Source organism: Sorangium sp. So ce375 (assembly GCF_051473855.1).
Taxonomy (GTDB): domain Bacteria; phylum Myxococcota_A; class Polyangia; order Polyangiales; family Polyangiaceae; genus Sorangium.
In genome coordinates this window covers 10,357,167-10,378,036 of the sequence record NZ_CP150335.1, presented here as the reverse complement: position 1 = coordinate 10,378,036, position 20,870 = coordinate 10,357,167, and the positions used below count along the sequence as shown (strand labels likewise).

The following is a 20,870-nucleotide window of genomic DNA, read 5'->3' as shown; positions in this document are numbered from 1 at the left end:
GCCCGCATCCTAGCAGGCGAGGTGTGCACGGGAGCCTCGATCAGGCGGAAATCGTGCTCTGCGAGGCGGCGCGCGCGCGGTGCGCGCGGCGAGCGCGGCATGTCAGCAGCGCGGACGTCCTGGCTCGTCTCAGCGCGAGCAGCGCGAGCAGCGCGAGCAGCGCGCGCGCCGACGTGGCCCCGCCGTCGTCGTCGACGAGGGGGCTGTGCGCGCACGAGAGCCAGCGCTCGTCGAGCGGCCGGCGTGAAGGCAAGCGCTCCGCGGCGTCCGACGTCGCGGCCCACCAGGGCGGGTCGTAGTCGCCGATTTCCGCGGCGCGCATCGCCTCGGTGACGAGCCAGTCGCGATGGGCGATCAGCCCTCCGTAGATGGGGTCGGAGCAGCCGGCTGGTCCGCGCGACGTCACGCCGATGATCCGTCCAGCGGCGTCGAGCGCCGGTCCGCCCGAATCGCCGCTGCAGATGCCGCACTCTCCGCGCCACTCGCCCCCGGTGACGCGCTCCTGCGTTCCACACCCGTACCCCACGCACTCGACGCGGAGCCCATCGCGGCGCCTGCGAACGCCGCCGTCTCGCCCTCTGCCCTCCGTGTCGCCGAAGCCCACCGCCGAGTAAACCTCGCTCTCCTCGGGCGGCCGGTCGAGGCGGGGCGCGAGCGGCGTGACCTCGCTTCCTCGGATGGGCGAGGACAGCACGACGAGCGCGATGTCACGCCCGCACACGGCGTTGCCGTCGGGCGGGCTGATCAGCGCGCGGGCGCCGATCCACGGCGCGTCCGCAGCCCACAGGGCCCCGCCGAGCGTGGCGTAGACCTGCGAGGCGTCGACCGGCTCACCGAACGTCGCCGTCCTGCAGGCAATGAGCTTGGGAGCTTCCGCGATGCAGTGCTGCGCCGTGAGCACCAGGTTGGGCGCGATCACGGTGCTCGAGCAGGTCCGCGCGACGCGCCCTCTCCGATCGGTGATGAGGAGCCCCGCGACCGCGCGATCTCCAGCGTCGGGATACCCTCCCTTGATCTCCAGCGCAGCCTCGGCCGCGTCCTCCTCGCGCAGGCCAGGGTCGTCGGCGTCTCCAGCGCAGCCGGCCAGCGCTGCGACGAGGAGGCATCCAGCTCGGGTACACCACGCGGTGCTGTTCCGGCACACGGCCAGCCGCCATTGCACGGCACCTGCCAGCCTGGGCTGTGCACCGCCGCGCTCTGCGAGGTGAGGAGAGGATTGCTTCCGAGGAAGCTCACGCGCGCGCGGAGCAACGCCGCCGCCTGTGGTGAGAGATGCGGTCAGCGCGCCGGTCGGGCTCATGTACAGCGCAGCGCACGACCCCGGCGTCGACGGAGCACAATGCGCTGGGCTGCGAGGTTCGTCGGTGAGGAGGCGTGGTGGGCGCGGGGCCTCGCGCTCCGGGAGGAGCGCTCTCTCGTCGCCGTGGCGAGTCCGTTCGCGACGTCAGCGCGCTGCGGGCGCTCGTTCTCGCCGGCGCACCGGCCGGCGTCGGAGCGTCAGCCGACCACGATGTTCACGATCTTCCCTGCGACGTAGATGAATTTCTTTACCTGCTTGCCCGTCGAGAGGGCGGCGACGCTCTCGAGGCCGAGCGCGGCGGCTCGGGCCTCTTCTTCCGAGGCCGCCTTCGCCAGCATCAGGCGGCCGCGGACCTTGCCGTTCACCTGCACCGGGATCTCCAGGATGTCGTCGACGCAGAAGGCCTCGTCGTACGTGGGCCACGGCTCGTGGCTCAGCGAGCGCTCGTGGCCGGTGAGCCGCCACAGCTCCTCCGCGAGGTGCGGCGCGAACGGCGACACGAGGAGGATCAGCCGGAGCACCGCCTCGCGCGGCGGCGACGGCAGCGAGCTCAGGTGATTCACGAAGACCATCATCGCGGAGATGGCGGTGTTGAACGCCATCGCCTCGATGTCGCCGGTCACCTTCTTGATCGTCCTGTGGAGCTGCCGGGTCGTCGCGTCGTCCATCGCGTCCGAGAGAGGTCGCGTGCACGTCGAGAACACGCGGTCCCGGAACCGGACCACCCCCTGGATCTGCCCTGATTGCCAGGGCTTCACCGCGTCGAGCGGGCCCATGAACATCTCGTACAGGCGCAGCACGTCGGCGCCGTAGGCCCGCACGATGTCGTCGGGGTTGATCACGTTGCCCCGCGACTTCGACATCTTCTCGTTGTCCTCGCCGAGGATCATCCCCTGATGGACGAGCTTCGCGAACGGCTCGGGGTGCTTCACGCGGCCGAGGTCGAAGAGCACCTTGTGCCAGAAGCGCGCGTAGAGGAGGTGCAGCACGCCGTGCTCGGCGCCGCCGACGTAGAGGTCGACGGGCATCCACGCGTCGTACGAGGCCTCCGAGAACGGCTCTGCGTCGTTCTGCGGATCGAGGAAGCGCAGGTAGTACCAGCACGAGCCCGCCCACTGCGGCATCGTGTTCGTCTCGCGCGCGTACCACTTGCCGTCCTTCTGGAAGAAGCGCCAGTCGACGGCGCGCGCCAGCGGGCCCGCGGGGTCGTCGCCAGGGCGGAAGTCGGCGAGCGGCGGCAGCTCGATCGGGAGGCTGGCCTCCTCGACCGCGATCGGCTGATCGTAGCGGATCGTGTGCGCGGCGCCCTGCCTGGGATCGCCGTGCGGATCGGCGAGCTCGACGGGGAAGTAGATGGGGATCGGCTCGCCCCAGTAGCGCTGGCGCGAGAAGACCCAGTCGCGCAGCTTGTAGTTCACCTCGCGCTTGCCTCGCCCGAGCGCCTCGAGGCGCGCGATGACCGCGCGCTTGCACTCCTCCGTCTTGAGCCCGTCGAACTCGCCGCTCCGGACCGCGACGCCCGGGTCGACGTAGGCGGCCTCGAGCTGGTCGTGCAGGGCGCCGTCGGGGCTCACGACCTCGACGATGGGCAGGCCGTAGGCGCGGGCGAAGGAGAAGTCGCGCTCGTCGTGACCCGGCACCGCCATCACGGCGCCGGTGCCGTAGCCGCCGAGCACGTAGTCGGCGACCCAGATCGGCACCTCCGCGCCCGTGATCGGGTGGACGGCGACGAGGCCCGTGTCGACGCCCGTCTTCTCCCTCGCCGCCGCGGCGAGCCGCTCACGATCGCTCTTGCCCGCCGCGGCCGCGACGTACGCGCGCACCGCCTCGCGGCGCTGCTCGGGCGCGCCGCTCTCCGCGCTCGTGAGCCATGTCGTGAGCGGGTGCTCGGGCGCGAGCACGACGTAGGTGACGCCCATCAGCGTGTCGGGGCGGGTCGTGAACACGCTCAGCGGGCCCTTGCCCCATCCCTTGACCTCGAACGTGATGAGCGCGCCCTCCGAGCGGCCGATCCAGGAGCGCTGCATCGCCACCGTCCCTTCGGGCCAGTCGAGGAGGCGGAGATCCTCCACCAGGCGGTCGGCGTAGGCGGTGATGCGGAGCATCCACTGCCGGAGCGGCGTCCGGTAGACCGGGTGCGAGCCGCGCTCGCTCTTGCCGTCGGTCACCTCCTCGTTCGCAAGGACGGTCCCGAGCGCCGGGCACCAGTTGACGCTCACCTCGTCCTGGTACGCGAGGCCCTTCTTGAAGAGCTGGAGGAAGATCCACTGCGTCCAGCGCACGTAGCGCGGATCGGTCGTGGAGAACTCTCGCGACCAGTCGAAGCTGAAGCCCAGCATCTTGAGCTGGCGCTTGAAGGTCGCGATGTTCCGCGCCGTCGTGTCGGCGGGGTGCGTGCCCGTCTCGATGGCGTGCTGCTCCGCCGGCAGGCCGAAGGCGTCCCAGCCCATGACGTGAAGCACGTCGATCCCGCGCATGCGGAAGTAGCGGGACATGATGTCCGTCGCCGTGTACCCCTCGGGGTGGCCGACGTGCAGCCCCGCCCCGGAGGGGTAGGGGAACATGTCGAGCACGTAGCGCTTCTCGCGGGCAGGGTCCGCGCTACGGACGGCGCGGAAGGTCTCGCCTTCCTCCCACGCGCGCTGCCAGCGCGGCTCGACCGCGGCATGATCGTAGCGCGCGGGCTCACGCGGCTCGTTGGGGGAAGGTTCGGTGGAGGCGCGGGGGTCCATCGTCTCGGCGGCCATATCGCGACGTGCCATAGCACTGTGCTGCCGCGGTCGACAGCCGCCCCGCGGCGGCAGAAGCCGGCGCCCTGGCGGCAGCGCCGTCGCCCGTGCGCGGCGCGCCGCGGCCATGTCGAGAGTTCCCGACAAGCGTGGACAGCGCCGCGGTCCGAGCTCTGCCGTCGCAGACGCCCCCGCCCGCGCGGATCGACCGCGCGCGCCGTCTCGCGCTCTGGATACCCGCGCGCGCCGGAGCGTCGCGCGCGCCGCTGGCGATCGCGAGCGCGCCTCGTCCGCGCCGCGGTTGCGGGACGAGCTCGCCGTTCGGAGAGCCGATCCGAGGCGCCCGCCGCTGGCGTCGCTGATCTGCGTCCGCGACGGGCGGCGTGGCCGCGGCGCGGCGCTGCGCGGCCCAGCGCGGCGGCGCCTCGCGGGGCGGGGCGACGCGTCAGAAGGATGGCCGGACGCCGAGACTTGGGGGTAGATTGAGAGCGCTGTTCCGCTTCAGTGTGAGGCGGAGGGGCCGCGTGGGCGGTCCCTCCGAGGCGCGCGGATGACCGACAAACACGTTCCATGGGGAGCCCCCGAGAGTGAGAGGGCGGCGCAGCCAGGCCGGCCGCTCCCGTCTGCGCATGGCTCGGGGATCCCTTTCCGGCCGCTGCCCGTTCCGCCGCTGATGGCGCCCGGGGCCCTGCACCCGCTCTCCGCGCAGTACGCGCTGAGCCCTCATCTTCAGCAGCAGAGCCCGCCCCCGTTCTCGGGGCCGGCGTCGCCGGCGCCTGCGTTCTCGGGGCCGGCGTCGCCGGCGCCTGCGTTCTCGGGGCCGGCGTCGCCGGCGCCTGCGTTCTCGGGGCCGGCGTCGCCGGCGCCTGCGTTCTCGGGGCCGGCGTCGCCGGCGCCTGCGTTCTCGGGGCCAGCTCCCTCCGGTTACACCCAGCCGCCGACGGCGAGCGTCTCCGCGCGCGGAGGGACCCTTCCGCCCGGGATCGTCTCGCAGCAGGACGTGCTGTCGGCCAGCGGCGTCTTTTCTCCGAGCGCGCTCCCGTTCATTTCGGCGCCGCCGCAGTCGGATCCGGTGCCCCCGAGCCAGGCCTTCCAGCCGGCGCCGACCACGGACCGGATGGGCGCGAGCGCGGCGCAGCCTCCTTCTCCGGCAGCGCCGCCAGGGTTTGCGAGCCCCGGCTTCGGCGCTGCTGGTCCCGCCGCGCCGGAGGCCGCGCGCGCGCCGATGCCATCGATGCACGCTGGCCAGCCGCCTCCTCCGGCAGCGCCGTCAGGGGGCGCGAGCCCCGGCTTCGGCGCCGCCAGTCCCGCCGCGCCAGAGGCCGCGCGCGCGCCGATGCCGTCGCTTCACGCCGGTATGTCCGCTCAGGCCGGGCCGCCACCGGCCGCTGCGCCCGCGCCGGCGATGAGCGCAGCGCCCGGCGCGGCCGCGCCCGGCGCGCCCCCGGCGGCCGGCGGGTGGGATGGCGCGGCCATGCCGCAGGTCGAGAGCCCGTGGGCCACCACATCGGCGCGCCTCGAGATGCCGGCGCTCCCGTCGACCTTCGTGCAAGAGCGCCCGGAACCGCAGAAGCCATCCGCCGCCGTCACGCCGCGGCGGCGGGAGGGCGGCAGGACGCTGATCATCGTGCTCAGCGTGATCCTCGCGGTGGCCTTGCTGGCGCTCGTCGGGATCACGCTGTGGCAGAGCATGCGCGGCGGAGGACCGATCGCGATCGACTACAAGGAGCCGCCGCCCACGACCACCGAGACGTCGCCAGAGCCCACCGTGGGCGTGACAGCGGCCCCCAGCGCGCCCGCCGCGCCCCGCCCGGCCGCGCGCCCACGGCCGAGGAGCGACGACATCTACGAAGAGGTCGAGAAGGAAAAGAGCCGGCGCTGAGCCGGAGGGACGGCGCACGGACACGGCGCGCCCAGGCGATTCGTTGGCCCCGCGCCCCGTTCCATGCTGGTGATCGCCCGCGATGGCGACGCCGATCCCGCAGAACCTTGCCCCCTTCTCCCTCGACGAGCTGGCCCGCGCGACCGGCGGGCGCGTGCTGAGGAGCGGGCCGGACGCGCGGGGCATCTCGACCGACAGCCGGACGATCGCGCCCGGAGCGGCGTTCGTCGCGCTCACCGGCGAGAGCTTCGATGGCCACCGGTTCCTCGATGCCGCCGCACAGCGCGGGGCGGCGGCGTTCATCGTGTCCCGGGAGGTGGCTCTGCCGCCCGGAGGAGGCGCGGTGCTCGTGGAGGACGGCCTCGCGGCGCTCGGGGCGCTGGCCAGAGCTCACCGCGAGCGATGGCGGCGGGGCGCCCACCCCGACGGGCCGCGGGCGATCATCGCGATCGGCGGCTCGGCCGGCAAGACGACGACGACGCGGACCATCGCGGCGCTGCTCGCGGGGGTGGGCCGCGGCGAGGTGCACGCGACGGCGGGCAACCTGAACAACGCCATCGGGCTGCCGATGACGCTGCTCGGGCTCGAGGACCGCCATCGCTTCGCCGTCGTCGAGATCGGCACGAACCAGCGCGGAGAAGTCGCGGCCCTCGCGCGGATCGCGAGGCCGGACCTCGCCGTGCTGACGTCGATCGGCGTCGAGCACACCGAGGGGCTCGGCACCCTGGAAGACGTCGCCGCTGAAGAAGGGGATCTGCTCGCCGCCTTGCCGTCCGACGGCGTCGCCTTCGGCAACGGCGACGACGCGAAGGTGGTCGAGCAGCTCGAGCGGTCCGGCGCCGCGCGGCGGATCACCTACGGCTTCGGGGAGCGCGCGCGGATCCGGATCGCGGGGAGGCGGCCGGTCGGGGTGCGCGGCACATCGGTGCGGATCGATCGGGCAGGCGAGGCGCTGGAGCTCGTCGTTCCGCTGCTCGGCGAGGCGGGGGCGCTGGCGGCGGCGGCGGCCGTCGCCGTCGTTGAAGAGGCGGTCGGCGAGCCGCTCTCGACCGAGCGGGCGGCCCGCGCCGCCGTAGGGCTCGCGCCGCCAGGGGACGGGCGGCTGTCCGTCCGCGAGCTGCCGGACGGCACCGTGATCATCGACGACAGCTACAACGCCAACCCGCTGTCGATGCGATCGTCCCTCAGGACGGCCGTCGAGGTGGCCGAGTCGCTCGGGAAGCGGCTCGTGGTGCTGCTCGGCGAGATGCGCGAGCTCGGCGCGCTCGCGGCGGCGGAGCACGACGCGCTCGGCGAGCAGGTCGGCGCCGTGCGCCCCGCCGCGTTGATCGCGGTCGGCGGCGAGGCGGCGCGGATCGCGCGCGCCGCCGAGGCCGCCGGCGTGCGGGCATGGTTCGCCGGGGACGCGGACGCCGCCGCGGCCCGAGCGCTGGAGATCGTCGAGCGCGGCGATCTGGTGCTCGTGAAGGGATCGCGCGGGATCAGGATGGAGCGGATCGTGGAAGCCCTCGCCGCCAGCGCCGCGCGCGGCGCCGGCTCCTCGCCCTCGCCGTGAGCGCGGGGCCGCCGGTCGAGCGCGCTCGGCTCCCGGCGCGCCGCGCCGCGATCACGCGCCGAGCGTAGACCGCGCTTCGGCGACGGACAGGCTGAGCAAGAGCTTCGCCTCCTCGTTGCTGCAGAAGGAGCGCGTGATCATGCGATCGACGTACAGCGTGCCGCGGAGGTGATCGACCTCGTGCTGGAGGATGCGCGCGGGCCAGCCCGACGCTTCCCACCGGACCTCCTTGCCGTCTTCGTCCACGCCGCTCACCTCGACCGAGAGGTCGCGCTCGACCAGCGCCATGTAACCCGGGACGCTCAGGCAACCCTCGAAGAACGTCGCCCGCCCGGTAGCAGCCGCGTCCGGGAGCGGCGGTGCGAGGACCCTCAGCGTCGGGTTGACGATCACCCTGAGCGGGAAGGGCACGCGGCCGCGCTCGGCGCGCTGGCCCGGCGTGAGGCGGGACATGAGCTCCTCGCTGTCTTCGAGCACGATCACCTGCTGGTCGACGCCGATCTGCGGCGCCGCCAGCCCCACGCCGGGCGCCTTGCGCATGACGGAGACCATCGTCGAGACGAGGTGCTTGAGCCGCTTCGTCCCGATCTCCTCGGGCGGGATGGGCGCGGCAGGCTTCCGCAGGACGGCTCTGCCTGCGAGGACGATCGGGGGGAGCTCCATGCCGCCGGGATGAATCGGCGCCCTCGCGAGCGCAAGGGGCGTGAGGCCGGGAGCGCGGTCCATGTGGGGGGCCTCGCGGCGAGGCGCGCATGCGGGTGGATGTCCTCGCGGCGAGGCGCGCGTGAGGGTAGAGGAGCGGCGCCGGGCTCGTTCCGGCGTCGCCATGGCAGCGCCCCCTCCGCTTTCGAAGGCTCGCGTGGACGCCCCGCGCCGGCCGCTCCGCCTCGTCGTCGTGGTCGCGCTCGCGGCGCTGACGATCGCCGCCTTCGCCGCCGTGACGCTGCGGCTGCAGCTCGAGCCGAACGTCGCCTCGCTCCTGCCGGAGCGCGGAGACGCCGCGGCGCTGCGCCGGTACGTGCGCGGGTTCGGGGGCGGCGATCTCGGCGTCGTGATGGTCAAGGGCGACGACCCCGACGAGAACGCCGCCGTGGCCGCGGAGATCGCGCGGGCCCTCGCGGCGCGCCCGACCGTGCAGCGCGCCGCCGATCGGATCGACGTCTCGCGCTCGCTCGATCCGTGGGTCGCCTTCCGGCACGCGGACGCGCGCGTACGAGAGCGGCTCGCGGCCGCGCTGTCGCCCGAGGGGATGCGGGAGCGCCTCGCCGAGACGCGCGCCATGCTGCTCGCGCCGGGCGGCGGCGCCGCGGCCGAGACGATCGCGGCCGACCCGCTGCGGCTCTCGCAGCTCGTCTTCGAGTCCGCGGACGTCGGATCCGGGGTGCGCACGCAGGCCGACGGGGCCTTCGCCACGGACGACGGCAAGGTGCACCTCGTGCTGGTGCAGCCGGCGGGGCAGGCGCTCCGCGGCGCCGACGCGCGGGCGTTCGTCGCAGACGCGAACGCCGTGCTCGTCCCGATCCGCGCCGCGCACCCGCGGCTCACGCTCGGGCTCACCGGCGGGCACGCCATCGCCGCGGCGACCGAGGCGATGCTCACGCGCGACCTCGCCGTCTCGGGGACGCTCTCGATGCTGCTCGCCTCGGTCGTCTTCGCGCTGCTCTTCCGCCGCCTGCGCGCCCTCGCCGCGGTGATGCCGCCGCTCGTGCTCGGGACGCTCTGGACCGCGGGGCTCGCCACGGCGCTGCCGGGCGGGCTCAGCGCGATCGCCGTCGCCTTCATGTCGGTCGTCGTCGGCGTCGGCGTCGACACCGGCGTCCACGTCTACGCCGCGCTGCTCGAGGCGCGGCGCGAGGGGCTCGATCCGGAGGCGGCCGCGCGCGCCGCGACGGCGCGGACCTCCCGCGCGGTGCTCGTCGCCGCCGTCACGGCGGCGGCGGCGTTCGGGGCGCTCGCGCTGTCGGACATCAACGCGCTCCGGCAGCTCGGGCTCCTGTGCGCCGCGGGCGAGGTGCTCACGGCGATCGCCATCGTCCTCGTGACGCCGGCCGTGGGCGCGTGGCTCGAGCGGGGGGCCCCGCCGCCCGAGGCGCCGGCGCGCTGGCCCGACGGCATCTACCGGCTCACCCGTACCCGGGGCCGCGCGCTCGCGCTCGCGGCGCTCGCGGCGCTCCCCATCGCCGCGGTCGCCCTCGGCGCCTCCCCGCCGCTCGCGGCGGCCATCGTCGCGATCAGGCCGGCCGAGCTCGAGCCCCTCAAGGTGCAGCAGGAGATCTTCGACGCGTTCGGCGGGCGGCGAGGGCAGTGGGTGGTGCTCCTCGCGGACGGCGATCAGGAGCGCGCCCGAGCTCGGGCCGACCGGATCGCGGAGCGCCTCGCCTCGATGAAGGCCGACGTGGAGGCCGTCGACGCGCTCACCGCGCTCGCCCCCGCCGCCCCGACGCAGGCCGAGCGGTTCGCCGCGCGCGACGCGCTCGACCTGCCCTCCAAGGCCGACGAGCTCGCGCGCGCGCTCCGCGACACGGGCTTCGCGCCCGAGCGCTTCTCCGCGGTGCTCGACGGGATGCGCGCGCCGCCGCGGCAGGAGGTGGCGCTCTCCGATCTCGAGCGCGGCCCCGCGGCCATCCTGCTCTCGCGCTACCTCGGCGCGGACGGCGGCGAGGCGCTCGTCGCGCTGTACGTGCGGCCTCGCGAGACCGGCTCGGTCGAGCGGATCGAGCGCGCGATCCGCGAGGAGGACCCGAACGCCATGCTCACCGGCTACACCCGGCTCGAGGCGTCGCTCCGCGAGACGCTCGCGCACGACATGCCGAGGATCGGGCTCGTCGCGGGCGCGCTCGTGCTGCTCGCGCTCTCGGCCTCCCTCCGCAGCGCGCGCGACATCGCGCTGGCCGCGCTCGTCGTCGCCTCCGAGATATCCCTCGTCCTCCTGCTGATCCGGGTGCTCGGCATCCCCCTGCACGCGTACGACGCGCTCGTCATCCCGGTGCTGCTCGGGATCACCGTGGACGAGGGCATGTTCCTGCTCCACCGCGCCCGCGGCATCGAGGCGGCGGGCGGCGGCGACGCGGTGATCCGCGAGACGCTGCGCCGCGAGGGGCCGGCGATCGCCGCCACCGCGCTGACCACGGCCGCGGGCTTCTCCGCGCTCGCGTTCTGCGGCTTCGACGGCCTCCGCGATCTGGGCCGGGTCGGCGCGCTCGGCAGCGCGGTAGGCCTCGTCGTCGCGCTCGTCGTGGTACCGGCGGGGCTGCGGCTCTGGCCCCGACCCCACGGACGCGCGTAACATGTCGGCGTTGTCGCCCCGGCGCCTCTTCCTGATCGCTCTCCTCGGGCTCGCGCGTCCCGCTGCGGCGCAGCCGTCTCCTCCGCCCGCCGCGCCGCCGGCCCCCGCCGCGCCGGCGCCGAGGCCTCCGCGCTCGGCCCTGTCTCGCGCCGTCGACACGCTCGTGCGCTCGCTCGACGCCGTGGACGGCCGCGTGCTCGTGGCCGCCGCGCCGCTGGTCTCCGACGCGCCCGCGCCGCGCGGCGCGCAGCTCGTGGCCGCGCTCGCCGCCCACCTCGCCGGCAAGCTCGGCGCCGGCGTCCGGTCGCAGAAGGAGCCGATCCCGCTGCCGCTCGCGCGCGAGGCCGCGCGCGACGACACGGCGCTCGTCCACCTCTCCGTCGAGATCGCGGCGGGGCGGCTGCGCGTCACCGCCGACGTGTACCCGGTGCCGCGCACGGTCTGGGCGCGCATCCGCGATCCGGAGCCGGGGCCCATCGCCCACGCCTACGCCGAGGCGCCGCTCGACGCGGAGATCCGCAGCTTCCTCGCGCCGATCCCGCTCGTCGCCGCCAGGGTCGATCGCGCGAAGAACTTCGAGGGCGACGTGGTCGCGCTCGCGTGCGGCGATCTCGACGCCGACGGGGCGCTCGAGATCCTGAGCGTGAGCCGCCGACGCGTGACGACGCTCCGCATCCGCGGCGGCCGGGTCGTGCCGCTCGCGTCGCGCTCGTGGCCGGACGTCGTCGCCGTCCACCCGTCGCCGCTCCGCGAGCCGCTCGCGTTCGCGACGCTCGTCGAGCGCGCGCGGGACGGCGAGCTCCTGCCGCCTTTCGCCGACGTCGGGCTCACCGATCGCGCGCGCAGCGTCCGCTTCGACGGCGAGCTGCGGGCGCTCGCCGAGCTCCCGGGGCTCTCGATCCCGGACGCGGGCGGCTCGGCCTGCACGACGACGTGGGGCCCGCTCCTCACGGGCCCGCTCGGGCCGTGCGCCCCGGCCGATCCCCCGCCGGCGACCTCGGCGCTCCCCGGCCGGTACGACGCGCTCGCGTCGGCGCAGCTCCTGTCCGCGCGGGGCGAGCCCTTCGCGGTCTGGGCCACGCGCGAGCGCGGCGCGGTCGAGCTCCGGGACAGCGGGGGCCGCCGCAAGGTCGTGGGCAGCGCCGGGGCGCAGCTCGCGGTCGGCGATCTCGATCAGGATGGAGAGCCCGAGCTGCTCGCCAGCCTCGACGTCCTCGATCCGCTCGAGGATGCCGTCGTCGTCTGGTCGTGGCGGCGCCGGGAAGGCGACGCGGCCCGCGCGGCGCCCGAGGAGATCCTGCGCCTGCCCGCGCCGGCGGGGGTGCGCGCCCTCGCGGTCTGTCCGCCCGACGGGGCCGGGCGCGCTCCGTTCGCCGTCGCGACGGCGGACGAGATCTGGGTGGTGCGGTGAGCCGATCGGTCCCGCGCCGCGCCTTCCTCGGCGGCGCTGGCGCGCTGCTCGGCGCGGCCGCCTTGCCGGAGGGCGCCCGCGCGATGGGGCGCACCCCGCTCGGCGGCCGCCTCTCCATGCACCTCCCGTGGCCGACGAGCTCGCTCGACCCGCACGATCTGAACGATCCGGCCGCGGCGCTGTTCGCGTCGGCGATCGCCGACAGCCTCTACGGGCTCGACGCGTCCGGTAACCCGTACCCGACGCTCTCGTCCGCGCTGCCGTCCCGCGAAGGGGATGGCGCCGTCGTGCGCCTGCGCGAGGGGTTGCGCACCGCGCGCCTGCTCAAGCTCGACGGCCGCGACATCGTGAGCTCCGTCGAGCGCGCCCGCGCTCGCGGCGCCGCTGCAGCGCTCGCCGACGTCCCGAGGCCCGAGCGGCACCCGAGGGATCCGCTCGCCGCCGTGTTCCCGCGCGCGGATCCCGCCCGCGTCGCCCGCGCGCTCGCGTCGCCGATGGTCGCGCTCTTGCCGCGCAGCTTCGACCCCGCGGCGCCGGACGGCACAGGCGCGTTCCGGGCCGACGTCGGCCCGGGGCAGATCACGCTGACGCGCAACGACGTCGCCGCGCGCGGCGCCGCCTTCCTCGACACGATCGACGTGATCCGCTCGGAGGACCTGACGACCTCGCTGCGCGCGTTCGAGACCGAGCGCGATGACCTCGGCTGGCTCGGCGCCGGCCTGCACACGAACCGCCGCGGCGCCGTCCGCTTCGATCTGGGCGTCGCCGGATGGATCGTGCTCACGACGGGCGCCGACGCCGGGCTCTTCGGCCAGCCTGGCGTCGCGCAGCGGCTGGTCGACGCGCTGCCGCCCGAGCGCCTCGCGCACCTCGGCCTCGTCGGCCTCCCGAGGGCGCACGGCGATCCCGCGTGGGGAGGGCCTCCGGCGTCGCTGCTCGTGGACGAGTCCGCCGCGCACCTCGTCGAGGTCGCGGAGGCGGTCGCGCCGATCCTCTCCCGGCCTGGGCACGAGGTCACCGCCGAGCCGGTGGCGCGGGCGGAGCTCGGGCGCCGCCGCGCCCGCGGGAAGGCGACGCTCGCGATCGAGCTGGTGCGCTCGCTCGGCCCGGGGCCCCTCGGCGCGCTGCTCGCGCTCGCGACCGCCGACGATCGCAGCCGCGCCCTCGACCTCGCCCGTCACCCGCCCCGCCTCGTGCCCAGCGCCCCCCCGCGCTCGCTCACCGCGACGCTCCGCCTCGGCGTGATCGCCGAGGTCCGGATCGCGGGCGGCGTGCTGCCGGACATCGCGCTCGCCCGCGCCGCCGGCGGCGAGGGCTGGGATCTCGGGGCCACCTTCCGCCGCTCTGCGAGGCGCTGACGGGCGCCCACCTCCCCGGAAGCGAGCCCGACCGACCCCGCGGCAGCTGTTCGGGACGTCCGGGCGGGCCTCGCGGCGATGGGGACCGCTTCGAGCGCTTGCGCGGTGGGGACATTTGGTTACTATCGGCTGGTCACGAACGTCACTGGCACTCGACACGACGCTTCTCTTCTCGGGGATCGCGGATTGATCGCGGACTGGACGACGCAACGTGTGGCGCACCGGGGGCTCCTCCCCAGCGCCGCCCCCCCTCGATCCCCCACGGCTCCATCGGGGCGGCAGGGCACTGTTCGGCACCGAAGCTGACGCATCTCGCAGAGCCGTGAAGTGAATCAGTGTCATGGGTACTCGCCTCTACGTTGGTAATCTCCCCTTCTCCGCCACCAAGGCCTCCGTGCAGGCCGCGTTCGCCCAGAGCGGCGAGGTGACGGATGTCCACATCGTGACCGACCGCGAGAGCGGGCAGTCGCGTGGCTTCGGGTTCGTCACGATGGGCACGCCTGAGCAGGCTCAGCAGGCGATCGAGAACATGAATGGCGCCATGATGGATGGCCGTCCGCTTCGCGTGAACGAGGCGGAGGAGCGGGTCCAGCGCGGCGGTGGTGGCGGCGGCGGCGGTTACGGCGGCGGCGGCGGTGGCGGCTACGGCGGCGGCGGCGGCGGCGGTGGTGGCCGCGGCGGCCGTGGCGGTGGTGGCGGCGGCTACGGCGGCGGCGGCGGTGGCCGCGGTGGCCGTGGTGGTGGTCGCGGCGGCGATCGGTACTGAGCCGAGCTAGGCCGACGTTCCTGCGGCGGCGCCTCTCTCGAGGGGCGCCGCCGTTCTCGTTTGTGCGCCGCCGCTCTGCGGCGACCGTCGCCTCGCGCTCCGAGGCCCCGGTCGATCAGTACTCCGTCGATGCCTCCGCCTCATCGGCCGTCGCGGCGATCTGGCCTGCCTCCGCGGGGCGGAGCACGAGCCTTCCGACGGCCATCGCGATCAGGGCCGAGAGCAGCGACCCGAGCAGGATGGCGAGCTTGGCGACCCCGAGCCTCTGGCCCGTTCCGAACGCGAGCCCCGCGACGAAGATCGCCATCGTGAAGCCGATGCCCGCGACGCAGCCCACGACGAGCACGCCTTGCCACCGGACGCCGCGTGGGAGGTCGGCGAGGCCGAGCTTCGGGCCTCGGCGAGGAACCCTTCCTCGCCGAACCAGGGGTGCACCGGCGTGAGCAGGCCGAGCAGGACCCCCGCGATCGTGGGGTGCACGCCGGCGCTCAGCATGCCGGCCCAAATGACGGCGCCGGGCGCCACGTAGATCGCCGGCGAGCGGACGCCGAAGCGCTGCAGCGCGAGCACGCCCGCGATGCCCAGCGCGACGAGCCCGAAGCCCGCGATCGAGACGCTCGACGAATAGAAGACGGCGATGACCACGATCGCACCGACGTCATCGATGATCGCCAGCGCGAGGAGCAGCACGCGCAGCGCCGCCGGGACGCGCTTGCCGAGCAGCGCCAGCGCGCCGACAGCGAACGCGATGTCCGTCGCCATGGGCACGCCCCACCCGCTGCGCTCTGGCGGGGTCGGGTTCAGCGCGAGGTAGATGAGCGCCGGGAAGAGCATGCCCCCGAGCGCGGCCGCGATGGGCAGCACCGCCCGCTTCAGGACAGAGAGCTCGCCCTGATGGAGCTCGCGCCGGATCTCGAGCCCGACGACGAAGAAGAAGATCGTCATCAGCCCGTCGTTGATCCAGAAATGGAGATCGTGCTCGACCTGGTAGGAGCCGAAGCCGAGGCTCACCGGCGTGTGCCAGAGGCGCTCGTACGAGCCAGCCCAGGGAGAGTTCGCCCACGCGAGGGCCACCGCGGTGACGACGAGCAGGAGGATGCCGCTCGCCGCCTCGATGTGGAGGAACCGCTCGAGGGGCTGGACGATCCAGAGCGCCAGGCGGCGCGCCGGCAACCAGGTCCCGGGCGGAGCGTTGCGGAGGTCCGAGGCGCCCATACGGCGCGCACCGTAGGGCGCCCCACGGCGACCGAGAAGCCGAAATGACCGAAGCTCCGCGCCTCCGGAGCGCGGAGCTTGCTCCTTCGCCTCGCGGGCGTCAGAGAGCGGCACGCTGAACGCCCCTCGCGCTCGGGGCGGGCCGCTCACAGCCGATGCCACATCCCGTCCCCCTGCAGCACAGGCCGTCGCCGCGGGCGATCTCGCTTTACTACTTCGGTATCTTCGCCGTCCTCGGCGTGTACCTGCCGCTGTTCCCGAGCTGGCTGGAGGCGCGGGGGATGCGGGGCCTCGCGATGGGGGCGATCGCGGCGACGCTCCCGGCGATGGGCCTCATCGCGCCGCCGGTGTTCGGCTACATCGCCGACTCGCTCGGCGTGCGGGTGTGGCTGATCCGGGGCGCCTGCGCCGGCGCCTTCGTCGTCTTCGCGCTGCTCGCGCTGTCGTCGGCGCTCGGCGTGTCGCTCGCCTTCGGCGGCCTCTTCGTCGCGGCGCTCGCGTTCTCGTTCTTTCGATCGCCGATGTTCACGATGGCCGACGTCGTCGCGGTGGAGGCGTCCGCGAGCTCCGGGATCGCCTACGGTAGGCTCAGGCTCTGGGGCTCGATCAGCTTCGCGCTGATGGCGATCGCCAGCGGAGCCCTCCTCGATCCGGCGCGGCCGGCCGTGCTTCCGGCCGCGATGGCGGCCTCCCTGCTGGTCGCGTTCGCCCTCTCGTGGGCCCTTCCGGCGCGCGGCGAGACACCCTTCCGGCGATCCGGCCGAAGCGACGACGTCGCCGACGCCGCCTCCGCCGAGCGCTCTCCGGCCGCCGCAGGTTCCGTGCGGCAGCGCGCCCGCGCCCTCCTTCAGAGCCACGATTTCCGCCTGTTCCTCGCGGCGTCGTTCCTGGCCCAGAGCGCCACGTCTTCGTACGACCTCTGCTACACGCTGCACCTGCGCGACATCGGCTTCCCCGAGTCGCTCGTGGGGGTCGCGTGGGCCGTCGGCGTCGCCGGCGAGATCGCGCTCATGGCGTTCTCCGGCCCCCTGCTCAAGCGGTTCGCTCCGCCCACGGTGCTCGCGTTCGCCTTCGCGGGCGCCTCGCTCCGCTGGGCGCTGCTCTCGTACGTGCGCTTCTGGCCCGCGCTGCTGGCCATCCAGCCGCTCCACGCGGTTTCGTTCGGCATGATGTGGGTCGCGTCGCTCGCCTACACGCGGCATCGCTCCCCGCCTCAGATCCTCGCGACAGCGCAGGGGCTCTTCTCGGCCAGCGCGGGCGCCGGATCGGTCGTCGGGATGCTCGTGTGGGGGGAGCTCTACAAGCGCGGCGGTGGCAGCCTCACTTTTGGCGTCGCCTCGATCACGGCGTTGATAGCATTCGTCCTGGCTGTGACCTTCGCGCGATCAACGCGGCGTTCACCGTCAGGGGGCTCAGTTTTCTCTGTCAGCTCCCGGTGCCAGGAGTAACGTTACTTTTTTCCGCCGCACGCGTAGGCGCGCGCGGGCACTACCTGAACGAGGCGAGCATGTGCGGGATCGTCGGATACGTTGGGTCAAAAAAGGCGGCGCCGATCATCGTCGAAGGGCTACGCAAGCTCGAGTACCGGGGCTACGACTCGGCCGGTATTGCCATTCATGACGGCAAGGGCATCGAGATCGTTCGGACGCTCGGCAAGCTGATCAAGCTCAGCGAGGCGCTTGAGAAGCGGACCCTCGACGGCACGACCGGCATCGGCCACACGCGGTGGGCGACGCACGGCCGCCCCAGCGAGGTGAACGCCCACCCGCACTCGGCGGGCCCGGTGGCCGTCGTGCACAACGGCATCATCGAGAACCACGTGGCCGTCCGGCAGCAGCTGGAGAGCCAGGGGGTCAAGTTCCTCTCCGACACGGACACCGAGATCGTCGCTCACCTCGTCCACCGCGAGCTCCAGAAGGGCGCGAAGTCGCTCTTCGAGGCCGTGCGCGGCGCGCTCCGGCAGGTCCACGGCGCCTACGCGATCGCGGTCCTCTCGCGCGATGAGCCCGACGTCATCGTCGCCGCCCGGTACGGCTCGCCGCTCGTCGTCGGCGCCGGTGAGAACGAGATGCTGTGCGGCAGCGACATCCCCGCGCTGCTCGCGCACACCCGCGACATGATCTTCCTCGAGGATGGCGACATCGTCGAGCTGCGGGCGAGCGGCGTCCGCATCGAGACCGTGACCGGGGGCGACAAGGTCGAGCGGCGCGTGAAGCGCATCGACTGGAGCCCCGTCCAGGCGGAGCGCGGCGGCTACAAGCACTTCATGCTGAAGGAGATCCACGAGCAGCCCGACGTCGTCGAGGCCACGCTGCGGGGCAGGATCGATCTCGCCGCCGGCGACGTGCACGCGACCGAGATGGGGGTCACGCCCGAGTTCGCGAAGGAGCTGCGCCGGGTCTACATCGTCGCCTGCGGCACGAGCCACCACGCCGGCATCGCTGGGCGCTACTGGATCGAGCAGCTCGCCAGGGTCCCCACGGTGGTCGAGCTCGCGAGCGAGGTGCGCTACCGCGAGCCGATCTTCTTCCCCGACGATCTCGTGATCGCCATCAGCCAGTCGGGCGAGACCGCCGATACGATCGCGGCGCTCAAGGCGGCGAAGGCGCAGGGCGCCAAGGTGCTGGCGCTCTGCAACGTGCTCGACAGCGCGATCCCGCGCCTGTCCGACGGCGCGCTCTACACGCACGCGGGCCCCGAGATCGGCGTCGCCTCGACCAAGGCCTTCACCACGCAGCTCGCCGCGCTGCTCCTGCTCGCCGTCTATCTCGGCCGCCGCCGCGACTCGCTGTCTCCGGAGCGCGGGCGCGAGATCCTCCAGGCCCTGTGGGAGATCCCGAGCCACATGCGCGAGGTGCTCGGCGACGCCGACTACGTGCACGCCATCGCGAAGCGCCTCGTGCACGCGAAGGACGTCCTCTTCCTCGGGCGCGGCCTCGGCTTCCCCATCGCGCTCGAGGGCGCGCTCAAGCTCAAGGAGATCTCGTACGCCCACGCCGAGGGCTACGCGGCCGGCGAGATGAAGCACGGGCCGATCGCCCTCATCGACGAGGCGCTCCCCGTGATCGTCGTCTGCCCGCGCGACGCGCACTACGACAAGACCTTCTCCAACCTGCAGGAGGTCCGGGCGCGCGAGGGGCAGGTCGTCGCGATCGCCACGAAGGGCGACGAGTCGATCCTCGAGATCGCGCAGCACCACGTCTGGATCCCCAAGGTGCCGGACGAGGTTGGGCCGCTCCTCACCGTGCTCCCGCTCCAGCTCATCGCGTATTACGTCGCCAACCTGAAGGGCAACGACGTCGATCAGCCGCGCAACCTCGCGAAGACGGTCACCGTCGAGTAGCGGCCCTCTCGTGGCGGGGCCGCCCCGGCGCGGCGAGCGGCCCTCCTCTGCGGCGCGCGGCGTCCCTGCGGCGCGCCGCGTCCCTCTGCGGCGCGCCGCGTCCCTCTGCGGCTCGCAGCGCTCCTCTGCGGCGCGGGCGCTCCCGCGCCCCGCCAGCGCGCATGCGCGGGGCCGCGGCTATGCTCCGCGCATGCGCATCCCCGGCAGGACGGAGCGGCGGGTCGTCGCGGCCATCCTCGTGACCGCCCTGATCCCGCTCGTCGCCAGCATCGTCGTCGCCAGGACGGTGATCGCGCGGGTGTCGGCGACGGCCTTCCAGCCCGAGTTTGGCGTCCACCTGGACAGGGCGCTCGGCGTGTATGCCGAGCTGGCCGCCGCCATCAAGCAGGGCATGCGCTCCGAGGCCGACGCGATCGCCGCGGCGGACCCGCTGCGCCAGAGCGCCTTCGCCGGCGACGCGCGGCGCCTCGAGGCCGAGCTCGCGCGCACCATCGCGGCCCACCCCGCGCTGGTCTCCCTCCGCGTCGAGCGCTGCGGCGGCGATCTGGTCGGCGCGCGCGAGCGCGGACGCCCGGTGGACCCGGCGCACGAGAAGACGCTCACGGTCCGGAAGGTGATCGCGCGCGTCTCCGGCCACCCCGCCGAGCCAGGCGATCCCGCGCCCGACGACGACGGCTGCGACGGCGACGCGCGGACCCTCGTCGCGACGTTCGCCGCGCCGAGCGCTCGCTTCGACGAGCTCGACGCGGCGCAGGCGTTCGCGCAGGCGTACCACGCTCTCGAGCGGGAGCACCGGAAGGAGTACCTCGACGAGAGCTACGGCGACGCCTTCGCCGCCCTGCTCGGCGCGACGATCCTCCTCGCGATCCTCGCCGGCGTGCTCGTTGCGCGCCCGGTGGTCGACCGCATCGCGCGGCTCGCGGCGGCGACCCGGCCCGTCGCGGAGGGCGATCTCTCGGTGCGCGTGGGGCTGCAGGGCAACGACGAGGTCGCCGATCTCGGCCGCGCCTTCGATCGCATGCTCGAGGAGCTCGAGGGCAGCCGCGCGCGCATCGAGTTCCTCAAGCGCATGGGCGAGTGGCAGAAGATGGCGCGGCACCTCGCGCACGAGATCAAGAACCCGCTGACCCCGATCCAGCTCGCCGTCGAGGAGTGCCATCGCCGCTATTCGGGCAGCGACCCGGCGTACCAGCGCCTGCTGCAGACGACGCTGGAGGTCGTCGAGGAGGAGGTCGGCACGCTGCGCCGGCTCGTCGGCGAGTTCTCCAATTTCGCGCGGCTCCCGCGGGCAGAGCTCGAGCCGTCGGATCTCGCGGAGTTCCTGCGCGAGCAGGGCGAGCGATTCGCGGTGGTCGAGGAGGCGGGGCGCGAGCACGCCTCGGACGAGGCGCTGCTCGGGCGCGTCGATCTCGAGTTCGACGTGCCGGATGTCCCGATGCCGTCCGCGCTCGATCGCGAGATGCTCCGGCGCGCCCTCGGCAACATCGTGCGCAACGCGGCGCAAGCGCTGCGCGACGCGCAGCGGGCGGCGCACGGCGGAGGAGCCCGAGAGCGCACGGGCGCCGCCGTGTGGGGGAGGGTTCGCGTCTCGGCGCGGAGCGAGGGGCAGAGCCACATCATCGCGATCGATGACGACGGCCCGGGCATCGATCCCGCCGTGCGCGACTCCGTGTTCGATCCGTACGTCACGACGCGGTACGACGGCACGGGGCTCGGCCTGAGCATCGTGAAGAAGATCGTGGTCGATCACGGCGGCACCATCGACGTGCTCGAGTCCCCGCTCGGAGGCGCGCGCTTCGTCATCCGTCTGCCGCGCGCAGGCACGCCGGCGGCGCGCGCCGCGCTCGGGGCCGCGGCCATCGCCGACGCCGATCGCGAGCCTGCGCCCGATGCCGCTGGCCCGCGGCCAGCCGCCCGCGGCGGGCCGGCCGCGCGCGGGGCGGGGTAGGGCTGCGCCGATCCGGGCGCGGCGAGCGGATCCCGCAGCGCAAGAGCTTCGCTGGCGAAACGACGAGCCCTGCCCCG

13 protein-coding genes and 1 pseudogene are annotated in these 20,870 nt (G+C 74.1%); 9 read left to right on the top strand and 5 right to left on the bottom strand.

Going from position 1 to position 20,870, the window contains the following annotated elements:
• Positions 1–40: 40 nt before the first annotated feature.
• Positions 41–1,144: a trypsin-like serine protease gene (locus WME90_RS38800; RefSeq protein ID WP_437277114.1), complete on the bottom strand. Its 1,104-nt coding sequence runs from the start codon at positions 1,142–1,144 to the stop codon at positions 41–43.
• Between the two features lie 353 nt (positions 1,145–1,497).
• Positions 1,498–4,062 carry a leucine--tRNA ligase gene (leuS, locus tag WME90_RS38795; RefSeq protein ID WP_437277113.1) on the bottom strand — a complete coding sequence of 855 codons (2,565 nt, stop codon included), beginning with the start codon at positions 4,060–4,062 and terminating at the stop codon, positions 1,498–1,500.
• A 640-nt stretch (positions 4,063–4,702) separates the two neighbouring features.
• Here leuS and WME90_RS38790 point away from each other — a divergent pair.
• On the top strand, positions 4,703–5,911 hold the full coding sequence (locus WME90_RS38790; protein WP_437277112.1) for a hypothetical protein: 1,209 nt from the start codon (positions 4,703–4,705) through the stop codon (positions 5,909–5,911).
• 82 nt (positions 5,912–5,993) lie between these two features.
• A complete protein-coding gene (locus WME90_RS38785; RefSeq protein ID WP_437277111.1) occupies positions 5,994–7,466 on the top strand; it encodes a UDP-N-acetylmuramoyl-tripeptide--D-alanyl-D-alanine ligase in 1,473 nt (490 codons plus the stop codon).
• A gap of 51 nt (positions 7,467–7,517) precedes the next feature.
• On the opposite strand, the gene WME90_RS38780 is transcribed toward WME90_RS38785, so the two are convergent.
• A complete protein-coding gene (locus tag WME90_RS38780; protein WP_437277110.1) occupies positions 7,518–8,192 on the bottom strand; it encodes a peptide deformylase in 675 nt (224 codons plus the stop codon).
• 133 nt (positions 8,193–8,325) lie between these two features.
• On the opposite strand from WME90_RS38780, the gene WME90_RS38775 reads away from it, so the two are divergent.
• The 4 genes from WME90_RS38775 to WME90_RS38760 all read left to right on the top strand — a co-directional run bounded on the left by WME90_RS38775 (position 8,326) and on the right by WME90_RS38760 (position 14,287).
• Complete coding sequence (locus WME90_RS38775; RefSeq protein WP_437277109.1) at positions 8,326–10,752, top strand: MMPL family transporter; 2,427 nt, start codon at positions 8,326–8,328, stop codon at positions 10,750–10,752.
• Between the two features lies 1 nt (position 10,753).
• On the top strand, positions 10,754–12,163 hold the full coding sequence (locus WME90_RS38770; RefSeq protein ID WP_437277108.1) for a hypothetical protein: 1,410 nt from the start codon (positions 10,754–10,756) through the stop codon (positions 12,161–12,163).
• Entirely contained in the window at positions 12,160–13,521 is a 1,362-nt protein-coding gene (locus WME90_RS38765) for a hypothetical protein (RefSeq protein WP_437277107.1), read from the top strand. Before WME90_RS38770 ends, WME90_RS38765 begins: the two co-directional genes overlap by 4 nt.
• 340 nt (positions 13,522–13,861) lie before the next feature.
• Positions 13,862–14,287 (top strand): RNA recognition motif domain-containing protein, encoded by a 426-nt coding sequence (locus tag WME90_RS38760; protein ID WP_437277106.1) that lies wholly within the window; start codon positions 13,862–13,864, stop codon positions 14,285–14,287.
• Between the two features lie 115 nt (positions 14,288–14,402).
• On the opposite strand, the gene WME90_RS38755 is transcribed toward WME90_RS38760, so the two are convergent.
• On the bottom strand, positions 14,403–14,624 hold the full coding sequence (locus WME90_RS38755) for a Na+/H+ antiporter NhaA (RefSeq protein WP_437277105.1): 222 nt from the start codon (positions 14,622–14,624) through the stop codon (positions 14,403–14,405).
• 17 nt (positions 14,625–14,641) lie between these two features.
• A pseudogene (gene nhaA, locus WME90_RS38750) lies at positions 14,642–15,502 on the bottom strand (Na+/H+ antiporter NhaA); the annotation flags it as partial.
• Between the two features lie 155 nt (positions 15,503–15,657).
• On the opposite strand from nhaA, the gene WME90_RS38745 reads away from it, so the two are divergent.
• The 3 genes from WME90_RS38745 to WME90_RS38735 all read left to right on the top strand — a co-directional run bounded on the left by WME90_RS38745 (position 15,658) and on the right by WME90_RS38735 (position 20,793).
• The gene (locus WME90_RS38745) at positions 15,658–16,950 is read left to right on the top strand and encodes an MFS transporter (RefSeq protein ID WP_437277104.1); all 1,293 of its coding nucleotides are present in this window, start codon (positions 15,658–15,660) and stop codon (positions 16,948–16,950) included.
• A gap of 59 nt (positions 16,951–17,009) precedes the next feature.
• Positions 17,010–18,845, top strand: coding sequence for a glutamine--fructose-6-phosphate transaminase (isomerizing) (gene glmS, locus WME90_RS38740; protein ID WP_437277103.1), 1,836 nt, complete (start codon positions 17,010–17,012; stop codon positions 18,843–18,845).
• Between the two features lie 190 nt (positions 18,846–19,035).
• Positions 19,036–20,793 carry a sensor histidine kinase gene (locus WME90_RS38735; RefSeq protein WP_437277102.1) on the top strand — a complete coding sequence of 586 codons (1,758 nt, stop codon included), beginning with the start codon at positions 19,036–19,038 and terminating at the stop codon, positions 20,791–20,793.
• Positions 20,794–20,870 lie beyond the last annotated feature (77 nt).